This is a genomic window from Methylobacterium oryzae, assembly GCF_036441375.1.
Taxonomy (GTDB): Bacteria; Pseudomonadota; Alphaproteobacteria; order Rhizobiales; family Beijerinckiaceae; genus Methylobacterium; species Methylobacterium oryzae_A.
Genome location: NZ_MLCA01000010.1, coordinates 829,608 through 842,726 on the forward strand (window position 1 = coordinate 829,608; position 13,119 = coordinate 842,726).

The following is a 13,119-nucleotide window of genomic DNA, read 5'->3' on the forward strand; positions in this document are numbered from 1 at the left end:
GCCACCGCCGGAGGACAGACTTGGCCAGCGCTGACCCATCCCCGGAGGCCCTGCGCGTCAACGCCTTCGACATGCACCGGGCCGAGGTGCTGATGCGGCTGCGGCGCCGGCTCCGGCCGCGCCACACCACCCTGGTCAGCTTCGCCGCCAAGTACCACTACGTCGAGAGCCAGCGCCGGCTGGTGGCCTCGGCCGCCGCCACGGGCGATTTCGACACGATCGAGAGCTGGTCCCCCGACCGGCTGCGCGAGACGCCTTTCTACCGCGCGCACCGGGAGATCCTCGACCGGTCCCGGGGCGCCGGCAACTGGGCCTGGAAGCCCTACGTCATCGCCGAGGCGCTGGAGAAGCGCCGCGACGGCGACTTCATCGTGTTCAGCGACACCGGCATGCAGGCGGTCGGCGACGACCCGCTGCCGCCGGTGGCGCCGCTGCTCACCTGGCTCGACGGCTCGGAGCGCCGGGTCGCGGTGGGCGTGCTGCACGGCAAGCCGCAGCGGGCCTGGACCAAGCGCGACTGCTTCGTGCTGATGGAGTGCGACTCGGCGCGCTACTGGGACGCCGACCAGATCCAGGCCTCCTGGATCGCCTTCATGGTCAGCCCCGCCACCCGCCGGCTCGTGGCCGAGTGGCTGCGCTACGCCGGCGATCCGCGGGTCGTCACCGACATCCCGAATCAGATGGGCCTGCCGGATCTTGAGGGCTTCATCGACCACCGCTTCGACCAGAGCATCCTGTCGAACCTGATCTACAAGCTCGAGCTGGAAATCCCGCCCCTGCGGCAGCCGTCCAAGCAGATCCGGACGCTGATCGACGAGCTGGAGATGGACACGCTGGTGGCGATGCGCCCCTCCGAGAACATCGCGCTGGGCAAGACCTGGACGGCGAGCTCCGCCTCGCCCTGGTCGGGCACGACCGGCACCTACGGCGCGCGCACCACCGGCGACCCGTCCTTCTTCTTCCACACCGGGCTCGACCGAAACCCCTGGTTCGTCCTCGATCTCGGCGCGGTCGAGCGGATCTCGGAGATCCGGATCTACAATCGCTGGGGGCAGCTCAGCGAGCGGGCGCAGCTGATGCGGGTCTGGCTGGGGGAGACCGAGGGCGACTACAGCCTCGTCTTCGACGCCGTGGACGCCCACTGCCATCCCGGCCTGCCCCTCCACCTGCGGTTCGACAACGCGCGGTTCCGCTACCTCAAGATCGATCTCGACGAGGAGCAGCACCTGCATCTCGACGGGATCGAGATCTTCGCGGCGCGCTGACGCCGCCCCGGATCGCGACGGCATGAGCACGCCGATGCAGGACAAGCCGCTGTTCCCGTTCGGGCCGATCCTCTTCTTCGGCGATTCGGTCACGGCGGAGCTGGTGGCCGAGACACCGCCGCTCTTCTCCGGCCCCCAGACGGTCGCGCGCGGAATTGCCGGGCAGTCGACCCGGGACATGGGGCGCCGGCTTCGCTCCGACATAGCCCTCTACGGAGCCCGCGGCCTGCACCTCATCGGCGGCCGCGACGACATCCTCAGCGGCAAGGCCGCGCCGTCGCTGGACAGCATCGTGGCCGACTTCGCCGCGATGCTGCAGGACGCGCGCGACCTCTACGTGCGGACCTGGGTCGGCTCGATACCGCCGGTGGATCCGGCCTCGCCGGCCGCGGCCGGCTTGCCCGTCCCGCTCATCGGGCAGGTCAACGCGTGGCTGCGCGATCACGTGCAGGCATACGGCGCGCAGTTCATCGATTACGACGCCGTCCTGGCGACCGGGACGGGCGCGCTCAGGCCCGCTCTCAGCGACGACGGCATCCGGCTGAACGCCGCCGGCCACGCGGCGCTCAGGGGCGCGATGATGGCGGCTCTGACCGCCCCGGGCGTCGAGCAGATCTGGGCCCCACCGGAGAGCGAGGACGCCGCGCGGCGGCGCAAGTTCCTGCACCATTTCGGCTATCTCGACTCGAACACGCGCTATCCGAGCCCGTTCATCCAGTTCGCCGGCAAGCCGGGGGCGAGCCATTACGGTGTCCCGTTCGACGCCGACGGCTTCCTGAACGCCGCCCCGATCGTCGCGCGCAAGCCCGAGGGCGAGACCCGGATCCTGGTCGTCGGCGACTCGACCACGATCGACGGCGGCGACATCGCCAACACCCTGCCGGGCCGCATCGAGCGGATCCTGCGGGCGGACGGCCTCGACAGCGCGAAGGTCTACAATTTCGGGGTGATGTCGAGCTGCCTCACGCAGATGACCCACCTGATCTGGTCGCGCCTGGTGACCTACAGCCCCGACGCGATCCTCGTGCTGAGCGGCAGCACCGACCTGTTCCAGCCCTGGACCTACGATCCGCGGCCGGGCCATCCCTACAACGCCTTCATCACCCAGCGGCTCTACGACCACTTCTTCGACACGCACGATCCCCGGGCCCGCGAGGACGGCCTGTCCTACGAGGCGCTCATCACGCTGATCTACGAGGAGCTGAAGCGGCTGCGCGCGGAGGTGGGCTGGCAGAGCCCGGGCTGGGAGGAGGCGATCATCCACCACTACGCGCTGGCGGCGCACCGGCTGACCAAGCTGTCCCACGACCACCGGGTGCCGATCGTCAGCGTGCTGCAGCCGACGATCCTGCGCAAAAGCCACCTCACCGAGGTGGAAAGCGGCGTCGCCTCGGGGGCGTTCCTGGCCTATCTCGACCGGCAATACGCCAAGCTGGAGGCGTTCACCGCGCAGCTCGCGGCGCGGCGCCCGTACCGGCGCACCTTCACGGCCCTCGACCTCAGCGGCATCTTCCGCGACCGGGAGGAGGGGACCTTCTACGACATCGTCCACTACGACGATCCCGCCCGCGAGATCGTCGCGACCCGGCTGGCCGCGGAGATCCGCGGGGCCCTGGACCGGGCCCGCGCCCGCACGCCACTGGCGCGTCTACGGCACCTCCTCGGCGGTCGGCGGCGATAGAGCCCAGCCAAGGGCGTCGCACCGGGGTCGCGGCGCCGCGATTGGCGCAGGTTCCCTCTCTCGTGCGGGAGAGGGGGTACGTCGCGCTGCACGGAGTCGCTTCGCCCCGTCCAATGTCGAAAGTCAGCCCTGCTGGGGCCCCCGCCTCACCCGGTGGGTGAAGATCACCGAGAGCCAGGGCGCGACCTCGTGCTCGACCTCGATGGAGAGCAGCACCTCGAGGTGGAGCGCGTAGGGGAGGGTGAAGCGGAAGCCGCAGCGGGCCTCCTCCATCGTGGTGGGCGTGTCGCCCAGCACCGCGGCGATCACATCCGGCCGGTGGACGTCCGCGGGGATGCGCTGGACCTCGCCGTCGGCCTCCACGATCAGGGTCGCCTTGGCGCGGCTCGCCGAGACGACCCAGCCCGCCAGCACCACCTGCCCGTCCTGGATCTCGGCCCAGACCCGGTCCTGGGGGGCCTCCAGGTTCGCGCGGGCGAAGGAATCCGGCAGTTCGCCGTCGAGCTCGGCGACCGTGCAGCCCACCTCGTACTTCTCGAAGCCGCGCCCCTCCCCGAAGATGCCGGCGAACTCCTTCTGGTACTGGGCGATCCGGGCGTTCTTGATGTCCTCCGGCAGGCCCGACCACTGCCCCTTCTCCTGGACCGTGTAGACCGAGAGCAGTTCCCGCAGGAACGCGATCCGGCCCTTGTCGGCGACGTAGAGGTTCATCAGCCAGTCGGCCGCCGAGGTGTTCGCGTAATAGGCCTCCGGCACCCGGCGCAGGGCCTCGGCGCGGTAGAAACAGCAGGAGAAGTTGGCGGTGAGCGGCGAGTTCGCCAGGACCGGGAAGCTGATCGGGCCGGTCGGATAGCGGCCCTGCTCGTCGTGTGGGACGTAGGAGCCGGTCGCCGGGTAGTGGAGCAGCACCCAGTTGAAGCACATGCCCAGCTTGCGGTCGTTGCGCAGCATCCGCATCTGCATGGCGATCTTGCGGTCCGACAGCCAGTAATCGTCCGCCTCGCAGAAGGCGATGTACCGGCCCGTGCAGGCGGCGAGGCAATCCTGCATGTTGCGCAGCATGCCGAGGTTCTGCGGCCGCGGCCGCACCGCGATCCGCTCCGGGTCGCGTGCCCGGTAGCGCTCGACGATCGCGGCAGTGCCGTCGGTGGACTTGTCGTCGCCGATCACGACCTGCAGCCGGAACAGGCCGCGCTGGCCCAGCACCGCGTCGAGGCAGCGGCCGATATCGGCGGCGTGGTTGTAGGCCGTGACGATGACGCTGACGGTGAGTTGCTCCAGCAGCCACGCGCGCAGGGCCTCCGGCTCTCCTGAAAGGTCATCCGGCGCGTCGAGGCCCATGTCGCTCAAGGCGTCCCGGGCGATGTCGGGGTTGGCCTCGATCAGGCGCCCGAGGCTCGGCACGTCCTCCTCGTCGAGATAGGCCTCGGCCAGCCGCCGGAAGATCGACTTCTGCGCGGCCTCGTAGCCCGCCGCGTAGCGGCCGCCGAAATGGCCGCGCAGCTTGCGGAAGAACGCGATCTCGGAATTGCCGAGCTTCTTGTGGCGGGCGAGCTCGGTGGCGTAGGTCGCCCACATCCCGGCGGCGTGCTTGCGGTAGACCGCCATCACCTCCGGCAGGAAGCCGACGCGCCCGACCTCGGCGTGCATCAGGTGGACGTACCAGTCGCCGGGGGCGATGCCCTCGTCGAACACGAACGCCTCCTCGCCGTGGTAGCGCCAGCGGTAGAGCACGCTGTTGGTCTGGACGAAGTTGTGCGCCACGAGATCGGACAGCGACGGCTGCGGGCTGCACTGCTTCGGGTACAGCTCGTCGACCCCCGGCATGTCCTCGTAGACGACGCGCACCCGGTGGAAGCAGAGGGTGAATTCCGGGCGCGCCCGCAGGAAGTCGACCTGCCGCTGGAGTTTGCGCGGGTCGGTCCAGTAATCGTCGCCCTCGCAGATCGCCACGAACTCGCCGCGGGCGCGTGCCGTGAGGTCGGCGAAGTTCCGGTTCGGCCCGAGATTCTCGCTGCGCAGGACCGCCACGAGATTGGGGTGGCGCGCGGCGTACTCGGCGATGATCTCGGCAGTCCCGTCCGTGGAACGGTCGTCGCCGACCAGCAGCTCGAAGGGGAAGTCCGTGGCCTGGCCGAGGATGCTCTCCAGGGTCTGCCGGATGAAGGCCGCCTGGTTGTAGCTGATGCACAGGACCGAGACGACCGGCCGGTTCCAGGCCGGCGCCGGCTCGGTCTCGGCCCGCGCGCGGAGCCAGGCCGCGAAGGGATTGACGAAGCTGCCGTCGAAGGTCTCGTCTGGCGGCGCGCTGAAGTCGGCACGGGGCCGTCGCCCAAGCCGGGCGCCGTACTTCACGTAGTGCTCGAGGGGCGACAAATCGGTCAGGCCGACATCGGGATAGCGCGTTGCGTACCCAATATGGTCGAACAGTCCGCTGGCGTAGATGGTGGCGAAGTCGTCCTGCCACGGCTCGAGCGCGGGTGCGATCTCTCCTGCACCGTCCTGCATCGATCAGATCCCTTGAACGTGCGCCAGCGAGCAGCTTCCCCAGACTCCCCTCAGAGGGTGCTGGGGAGGCGCCCTTCCTCGGAGCCGTGATTGTAGTAGTGGTGCGTCGGATCGGCCCCGGCATTCGCGACGTCGTCGTTACACGCGAGGTAGAACTGGCGGTCGAACAGACCGGACGTTTCCAGCCAGCCGAGCATCGTTGCCTCGGGCACGACGGGGGCGCGGTCGGGGGCGGCTGAAGCGGCCTCTCGGTAGAGGTGCGCGAACCGGGCGATCCGAGCCGCAACCTCCTTGGCGGCAGGCCTGCGCACCGAGGAGGCGACGACGCTCGACTGCTCGCCGGGACGTCGTCGCTGCAGATCAGCCTCAGCCAATCGCACCAAGCGGGCGAGTTCGCCCTGCGCATCTTTGAGCCGTGCCTGAGTCTCGGCGAGCTCGGCCCGCAGCGCTTCCACGTCCTCGCTCAAGGTCGGCTCCGTCTCAGTCGCGGGGCCCAACTGGTCACGGGCAAGTAGCCGTCAGCGGGATCGGCATGAGGCCGGCGCGACGGGGCACCCCAGTCGGGTCGGGCCGGCTGTACGATCGGCTCCAGGACCGGTCAACCCTACATTCGGGGCGCCACACTCACCAGGCGGGCTGTCACGCCGCCAGCCCAGCAGCCTCCTCAGACTCTGCGTCGAGGTCGTCTTCCGGGCGCGGGAGTCGCCAGCCGACCACCAGAAGGAGGAGTGCGGGGACGACGAGGACCAAGGCGATGCCGAGGATCCCGATATGCCCGATGAGCCGTCCGTAGAGGCCGCCGGTGACGCCGTCATGCCAGGAGAGTACCGCCATGCCGGCGCCGGCAGCGACGAGGAGCACCGGGATCTTGAACCACAGGGGCCAGGGCGCGCGCCGGGTGGGGGCGGCCGCCGGCGCGGCGGCCTGCGGCGCCGCGCGCTCCCGCTTGGCCAGGAGAGCCTCGATCTGATTCTGAAAATCCGCCTGGACCGGGCTGTTCGGGTCAATGCCGCCGTGCTCCAGGACAGGCGCCGGGACAGGCTCGGCTCGCGCCTCACCGAGCCCCCCCCCGAGCGGTCCCGGGATCTCGGCCTCGGCGGCGACCATCAGGCGCGCCTCGTGCCGGCGCATGAACAGCCACAGGACGATGGCGCCCAGCAGGACGAAGGCCAGCAGCCCGAGGCCGACCGGCCCCATCACGTTCTCGATCGACCGGCCGCACAGGTAGGCGCCAAATCCCATGATCGAGGCCCAGGCGACGCCGCCGAGGGCGTTGAAGGCCATGAAGCGGCGAGCGTCGAGCTTGTTCACGCCGGCCAGCACCGCCGCGTAGGCACGGAGCATTGCGGTGAAGCGGCCGAAGAACACGATCTTACCGCCGTGCCGACGGAAGAGATACTGGCCGAGCTTGAGCCGGCCGTGGTCGAGCCCGATCAGGTGCCCCTTGCGGAGGAGCAGCGGCAGCCCCCAGCGGCGGCCGACCCAGTAGCCGGCATTGTCGCCCAGGATGGCGGCGGTCGCGGCAATCGCCACGACGATGGCAATATTGATGTTGCCGGTACTGCCCGCGTAGGCCGCCGAGGTCAGCAGCACTGTCTCGCCGGGCAGGGGCAGCCCGGCGCTCTCCAGGGTAATGATGACGAAGATCGCCAGGTAGCCGTAATGCGCGATCAGGTCGGCGATCGGCAGATCGTGCAGAAAGGACATGGGGTCTCCTCGCGGATCAATGCCGCGCGCTGTCGCCGACAAACGTGGCCGCTCCGGGGCGGATTGAAGATTCGGCCGATCAGCTGGCGCCGGTGGGCGTGCCTGCCGCCAGCGACTGCGCCAGATGAGCGCGCATCCATGCGATGGTGCCGGTGAGCCCAGTCTGCAGGGGGACGCGCGGCTGCCAGCCGAGTTCAGACCGGATCAGCGCGGTGTCGAGGACGTTGGCCGGCACGTCGGCGGCGCGGCTCGGCCGGTGCACGCAGGGGAGATCGTCCCGGCCGAAGGCCACCTTCAGCTCGGTGATGACCTGATGAACGCTTAGGCCCCGCCCGCTGCCGACATTCAGAACCTTGTGTGGGCCCTGATAGTCGACGGCTCCCAGGAAGGCGTCGCTGACATCGTCGATATGCAGGAAATCGCGCACCACCGAGCCAGTGCCCCAGACCTCCAGCGGCTGGTCGGTGAGCACGCGGTAAATGTAGCTCCCGATCAGCCCTTGGTGCTTGGTGCCGAGCTGGAACCGGCCGTACGGATTGGCGATGCGCAGGATCTGGTAGTCGATCCCGTGAAGGTGCCGGTAGAGGTGCAGAGATTTCTCGATCATCAGCTTGCTGATGCCGTAGGCCGAGATCGGGTCAGTCGGCGCTTGCTCGGAGATCGGAATGGCACGGGGAATTCCGTAGATCGCCCCCCCGGAGGACGAGAACACGAGCTTCTTGATCCGGGCGGCGCGGCAAATCTCCAGCAGGTGCAGGGTGGCGATCGGCGCGGCCGAGAGTTCCGCGTTGGGGTCTCGGTTGGAACTCTCGGGAACCGAGCCTGCGATCAGGTGAAAGACGATGTCCTGGCGGTCTACCGCATTGGCGAGGGCGAGGCGGTCGGCGAACTGGCCAACCACCCGTGCCACGCGCCGGTCCAGGACCTCGGCCTGCGGATGGCTGCGGCTGAAACAGGTGACTTCAGCCCCCGCCTCCGCGAGGCGGTTGCACAGGTTCAACCCCAGGAAGCCGCCGCCGCCCAGCACGAGGCAGCGCAGCCCCGACAGGGACGACGCGGATTGGCCGGATCCGACGGGATCGACCAGCCGGGCGCTCGGCCGGATCTCGCTCATGGCCGGCCTGCGGCGCCGTTCTGGCTCGCCGCGGCGGGCGGCTGCGCGCCATCCGATAGCCGGTCCGGATCTGCTTCGCGCACCTCGATCATCCGCTCGATAAGGATCAGCGCGGATTGTTCAAGGGCGTGACGGGTCGGCTCCAGCGAGGCCTTCCCGTACGCCCGGGCCGCCGCGTAGGCGGCAGCATAGGCAGCGTCCCAGCCGGCGGCGAGTATCCGGGGGCCCGCGGTCTCCAGTTGATCCCGAACGGTAGCCCACGCGGCCTGATGAGCCCCGTCCCAGGCCGCGGCCCGGACGGCGGCACCGGTCTGCCGCAGGGTCAGGTTCGCGACCGCTGCCCGCTTGCGCGCCCGCTCCAGATGATCGCACCAAGCGGCGAGATCGACGATGTCGGCGAGCGCCGGCAGGCCGGCCAGCGCGTCCCCTTCCACGTTCAGCTTGGCTAGGCGGAACCACGCCGGCAGGTGGGTGCGGACGAGCCAATCGGCCACTAAGGCGACCCGCCGGCGCTCCAGGGCCTGCGAGCCTCGCGTGCCGACCAAGCGCGGAACGAGCGGCAGGATCAGGGCATCGCGCGCATCCTGCGGCAGGCGATCGCTCCAGGTTCGGATGAAGGCGGAGAGGCTCGGCGACGCGCAGGTGGGCTGATCCGAATGGGGCTCGCCGGCCACGTAGGCCACCGCCTCCAGGGCGCAGAGGCCGGAAGCCGCGTCCGCGTGCGGCCCGGCCGCGAGCGTCCTGACGCGCGCGAGCCGGTCGGGTTCGACGCGGGCGGGCGCGCCCGCCCGAGGGTGAGACCGGACCGCTCGGCGATCCGGTCGACGGATCGGCCTGTCGTCCGCCATCGGCACCGGGAACCCGGCCGGCACGCCGGTGGCGGCCTCGTTCTCAAGGGCGGCCACGGCCGCGACGACCTTGGCCGGGTCGACGGTATAGCTCACGTGGAAGGCGTGCACGCCCGGCCGGTGGAGGGTGCGGCCGCGCAGGAACAAAATCCGCGCGCCGCCCACCTCGATGTAGCTGGCATAACCCCGGAAGTTGAACGCCCGCTCCTCGTGAATCAGACCCAGGATCCGGCACCCAGGCCGGCAGAACAGGGCGTTGCTCAGGGCCGAACTCGACGAGCCCACCACCAGGGCAGCGGAGTGGAACGCCTCGACCTGTTCGAGGAACGACATGGTCTCCGGGTAGATCACCTCGAAGCCCAGGGAGCTGAGTTGCTCGGCGATCTCCGCCTCGTTGACGAGGGCGCGCTGGCTGAAGGCCTTGCGCGAGATGAACAAGCGCCGGTCCGTCCGGCCGGAGAGGACGCCCTGTTCCCGGGCGCGTTCGAGGATCTGTTCGCGCACCGGCGCGAAGATATCGGCCGGCCAGATCGCGTCGTAGACCGGCCGCCCCGGCTTCATCTCGAACGGAAAGAATGCCGGCGGCGGTGCGATCCCGAGACGGCCGAGTGCGACGGGCCGGGGCGGGAGCTTGATCACGGGCCGGTCGCGCGTGTCGAGCAGGCGCAGGATCTGCTCGTGCGAGGCGGGCATGTGGTCGTCGATGCAGAGCGGGATCCCGTCCGGGCAGCGCGCGTCGTTGTAGCAGAGCATCCGCGGCACATACTCGCAGAACCAGTGCCCGTAATTCCGGCTCTGGAGGCCGAACATCATCAGCCCGGCCTCGACCCGGAACGGGTCCTCGGGCACTTCCACGAGGGCGCGCGTCTCACCGAACGCGGCCATCATGATCTGGTCGGGATTGATCCCGTCCTGCAGCAGGATGTCGGGCCGGCGCGCGTGCGCGGCGAGGTCGTAGATGAGCTTGTCACCGGCGATGACGACGTTGCTGCGCGGGAAGGCCTGGGCTTCGTCCAGAAAGGCGAGGTACTGGGCCGGCATGTCGAGCTCGCCCGGCTCGGAGAGCAGGGCAGGGGGCGGCTCGAAGAAGCGCAGGTCGGGCGGCGCGATCCGCCGCCTCGGCCGCAGTTCTGTGTAAGCGGTGTCCCCGCCTGCGGCGAGCGCCTCGGCCTTGACGATGTCGTAGGCGCGCAGTGGTCCCGAGCGGTAGACGTGGCGGGTCGTCTCGTGCAGCGCGATCGCGTCCGCGTAGCGTCCATCCGGGAGCAGCTCGTCGATCTGTAATCGGCGGAGATTCCTGACCTTGATGCTCAGGGCGAAGCCATCCTCGGTCGTGACGCCTTCGTCACCACCGTTCAGCTCGTAGGCCAACCGATAGCACTGCACGCAGGATTCCGGCTCCTGCCCGCACTCGGCCACCCAGCCGAGCCGCAGCAAGGTGGCGAGGCCTTCGCGGATGGCGGCTGGGTTGCCCCCTGCGCGCAGGTCGAGGATGACGGCGGTAGCCTCCGCGTAGCGTCCGCGTTCGCAGAGATCGCGTAGCCGCGCGCTGACGGCGGCCACCGCCCAGCGTTCGCGATCCTCGGGGACGATCGAAGCGATCAGATCGTAGGTATCGGCGACGGCGCCGAGCTGGCCATCGCCCTCAAACCGGAACGCGAGCGTCTCGAGGTGCCGCCGCATCCGGGTGACGCGCGCGTGGGCATGACCTTCGAGGGGGCGATCCTCGGCGGCGACGCACGCGCGGAGCCGATGGAGAACGTCCGACACGTTGTCGCGATTGATCGTCCGGATCAGGTCGATGAACGTCTCCGCCGGCCTCATGTCGGTCTCACGCTCCGCGTGTCCTCGCCCACGCGCCCGGGTGCGACGCGCCGATCTCGGCGGTGTACTGGAACGATGGCACCGTGACGAGGCATCGCCCCTGGAGAGCCCGCGGGGACTCGTGTAGGGCAGAGCCCCGAACAGGCAGGACAGCCCGAGGCAGGGAACCCCGCGCATGGACGTTCGCCCGAGCGGCAGGCAGCCGCCAGCGCCGAGCCAATACCGGTTTCGGCACACGGTGCGATGACCCTTCGCCTCGTCCTTTACGGTGCGGGTGCTCTCGCCCGCGAGATCGTCGACGCCCTTGAGCGCCTGAACGCCCACGGCACGCCGATGGAGCTAAGGGCGAGCATCGTTGATCCCGGCATCCACGCGCCGGAGACGTTCCGCGGCCGGCCGGTGGTCCGCGATGTCTGCACCTTCGCGGGTGACGAAGGTCTGCGTTTCGTCGTCGCCCTTGGCGAGCCGGAGCCCCGAGCCCGGGCCGCCGCGCGTCTGCGGGACGCGATCGGAGCGCGTTTCGCCTCGATCATCGATCCCGGCGTGCTGATCGGCGCGAGTAGCCGGATCGGCACAGGTGCGGTGATCCTCGGGCATTCCTCCGTCACGGCGGATGCCCAGCTGGGCGAGCACGTGCTGATCAATCCGGGCTGCACGGTGGCCCACGACGATGTGCTGGAGGATTTCGCCACACTGAGCCCTGGGGTCCATCTGGCCGGCCATGTCAACGTGGAGGAGGGGGCGTTCCTCGGCACGGGGGCCTGCGTGATCCCGAAGATCCGGATCGGCGCGCGCGCCGTGGTCGGAGCCGGCGCCGTGGTGATCCGCAACGTGGCGCCGGGCCAGACGGTGTTCGGGAATCCAGCTCGGCCCTTGCCAACGCGGCCCAGGCCGCAGACCTTGCCGCGCGCTTGAGGGGTCCGGTCGGCCGGGCGGACAACGGCGCCTTCCGCGGCGATACCCGGGCATGTATAGCGGCCGCGTCACCGGGCATTCGGACGAGGATGGTGGCCGCCGACAGTCAGGACGTGTCTCGACGATGATCCCCGTGCTCATTCCAAGCCTGCCGGAGACGGACGCCATCGTCCCGTACCTGCGCCGGATCGATCAATCGCACATCTACAGCAACTACGGTCCGCTCTCCCGCGACTTTACGGCCAAGCTCTGCGGCTTCGTCTCGGAGCGCGCCGGCGGCGCGCCGGTGGCCGCGACGATCACCGGTAACGGCACGAGCGCGATCGAACTCGCCCTGCGCTACCGGATCGGCGGCCGGCGCGGCGGGCTCTGCCTGATGCCCGGCTACACCTTCATCGCCACCGCGCACGCGGCGGTGAATGTCGGCCTCGAGCCGTTCTTCGCCGACGTCGATCCGGAGACCCTGTCGCTGACCCCCGCCATCGCCGAGCGGGCGCTGTCGCTGGCCGAAGGCGATGTCGCCGCCGTGGTGGTGGTCAGTCCGTACGGGGCACCGATCGACGTCCCGGCCTGGGAGGCGTTCGAGGCGGCGCACGGGATTCCGGTCGTGTTCGACGCCGCCGCCGCAACGCTGAACCTTACCCGGGTCGGCGCGCAGCCGCTCTGCGTGAGCCTGCACGCCACCAAGGCGCTCGGGATCGGGGAGGGGGGCGCGATCCTCACGACCGATGCCGACTTGGTGGCGCAGACCACCGCGATGACCGGTTTCGGCTTCTCGGCGAGCAGCCGGGTCTCGGAGGTGCGGGGCGGCAATTTCCGGATCTCCGAATACGCCGCAGCGGTCGGCCTGGCGGCCTTCGACGGCCTCGATGCGCGCATCCGGCAGTTGCGGGAGGCCTCGCTGGCCTATGTTCAGGGCTTCGACCGGATCGGCGTACGCATGCAGCCCGGCTTCGGCACGGAATGGCTGACCATGACGGTCAACGCGCTGTTCGAGCCCGCAGCCGCCAACGCGGTGACGGCGGCGTTCGACGCGGCCGGCATCCAGTGGCGACGCTGGTACGGGACCGGCTGCCAAGCGCACCCCGCCTTCGCGACCTGCCGGCATGACGGCCTTGCGCGGACCGCCTCCGTCTCCGCCGGCGCCATCGGGGTGCCGTTCTTCCCGGCGATCACCCGGGATCAGATCGGCGAGGTCTGCGCCTGCGTGGAGCGGGCCCTGGCGACGCGCTGAGGCGCTCGGGACGGCGCGGCGGA

Annotated in this window: 8 protein-coding genes and 1 pseudogene; 4 read left to right on the forward strand and 5 right to left on the reverse strand. The window is 69.9% G+C overall.

The genetic code is table 11. The features are described 5' to 3' along the window. Nucleotides 1-20 precede the first annotated feature (20 nt). Both MOTC310_RS22410 and MOTC310_RS22415 read left to right on the forward strand, forming a co-directional pair. On the forward strand, nucleotides 21-1,265 hold the full coding sequence (locus MOTC310_RS22410; RefSeq protein WP_331303342.1) for a hypothetical protein: 1,245 nt from the start codon (nucleotides 21-23) through the stop codon (nucleotides 1,263-1,265). A gap of 22 nt (nucleotides 1,266-1,287) precedes the next feature. Next, nucleotides 1,288-2,946, forward strand: a complete 1,659-nt coding sequence (locus tag MOTC310_RS22415; protein WP_331303343.1) for a GDSL-type esterase/lipase family protein — start codon at nucleotides 1,288-1,290, stop codon at nucleotides 2,944-2,946. 123 nt (nucleotides 2,947-3,069) lie between these two features. On the opposite strand, the gene MOTC310_RS22420 is transcribed toward MOTC310_RS22415, so the two are convergent. From MOTC310_RS22420 to MOTC310_RS22440, 5 genes and pseudogenes are all read right to left on the reverse strand, one after another. Then, nucleotides 3,070-5,454 (reverse strand): glycosyltransferase family 2 protein, encoded by a 2,385-nt coding sequence (locus tag MOTC310_RS22420; protein ID WP_331303344.1) that lies wholly within the window; start codon nucleotides 5,452-5,454, stop codon nucleotides 3,070-3,072. A 50-nt stretch (nucleotides 5,455-5,504) separates the two neighbouring features. Beyond that, the gene (locus MOTC310_RS22425; RefSeq protein WP_331303345.1) at nucleotides 5,505-5,921 is read right to left on the reverse strand and encodes a hypothetical protein; all 417 of its coding nucleotides are present in this window, start codon (nucleotides 5,919-5,921) and stop codon (nucleotides 5,505-5,507) included. 604 nt (nucleotides 5,922-6,525) lie between these two features. Beyond that, nucleotides 6,526-7,161: pseudogene (locus MOTC310_RS22430) on the reverse strand (DedA family protein); the annotation flags it as partial. Nucleotides 7,162-7,240: 79 nt separating this feature from the next. Next, the gene (locus MOTC310_RS22435) at nucleotides 7,241-8,275 is read right to left on the reverse strand and encodes an NAD-dependent epimerase/dehydratase family protein (protein ID WP_331303346.1); all 1,035 of its coding nucleotides are present in this window, start codon (nucleotides 8,273-8,275) and stop codon (nucleotides 7,241-7,243) included. Beyond that, the gene (locus tag MOTC310_RS22440; protein WP_331303347.1) at nucleotides 8,272-10,947 is read right to left on the reverse strand and encodes a glycosyltransferase family 61 protein; all 2,676 of its coding nucleotides are present in this window, start codon (nucleotides 10,945-10,947) and stop codon (nucleotides 8,272-8,274) included. The genes MOTC310_RS22435 and MOTC310_RS22440 overlap by 4 nt, the downstream gene beginning before the upstream one ends. 243 nt (nucleotides 10,948-11,190) lie before the next feature. Here MOTC310_RS22440 and MOTC310_RS22445 point away from each other — a divergent pair, with 243 nt between their 5' ends. Further along, nucleotides 11,191-11,862: a NeuD/PglB/VioB family sugar acetyltransferase gene (locus tag MOTC310_RS22445; RefSeq protein WP_331303348.1), complete on the forward strand. Its 672-nt coding sequence runs from the start codon at nucleotides 11,191-11,193 to the stop codon at nucleotides 11,860-11,862. A gap of 124 nt (nucleotides 11,863-11,986) precedes the next feature. Continuing rightward, nucleotides 11,987-13,096 (forward strand): DegT/DnrJ/EryC1/StrS family aminotransferase, encoded by a 1,110-nt coding sequence (locus MOTC310_RS22450; protein WP_331303349.1) that lies wholly within the window; start codon nucleotides 11,987-11,989, stop codon nucleotides 13,094-13,096. Nucleotides 13,097-13,119: the final 23 nt, after the last annotated feature.

Coding starts and splice junctions, on each gene's coding strand:
- MOTC310_RS22415 (WP_331303343.1), top strand. CDS start 1,288: ATGAGCACGCCGATGCAGGACAAGCCGCTGTTCCCGTTCGGGCCGATC.
- MOTC310_RS22420 (WP_331303344.1), bottom strand. CDS start 5,454: ATGCAGGACGGTGCAGGAGAGATCGCACCCGCGCTCGAGCCGTGGCAG.
- MOTC310_RS22435 (WP_331303346.1), bottom strand. CDS start 8,275: ATGAGCGAGATCCGGCCGAGCGCCCGGCTGGTCGATCCCGTCGGATCC.
- MOTC310_RS22440 (WP_331303347.1), bottom strand. CDS start 10,947: ATGAGGCCGGCGGAGACGTTCATCGACCTGATCCGGACGATCAATCGC.
- MOTC310_RS22445 (WP_331303348.1), top strand. CDS start 11,191: ATGACCCTTCGCCTCGTCCTTTACGGTGCGGGTGCTCTCGCCCGCGAG.
- MOTC310_RS22450 (WP_331303349.1), top strand. CDS start 11,987: ATGATCCCCGTGCTCATTCCAAGCCTGCCGGAGACGGACGCCATCGTC.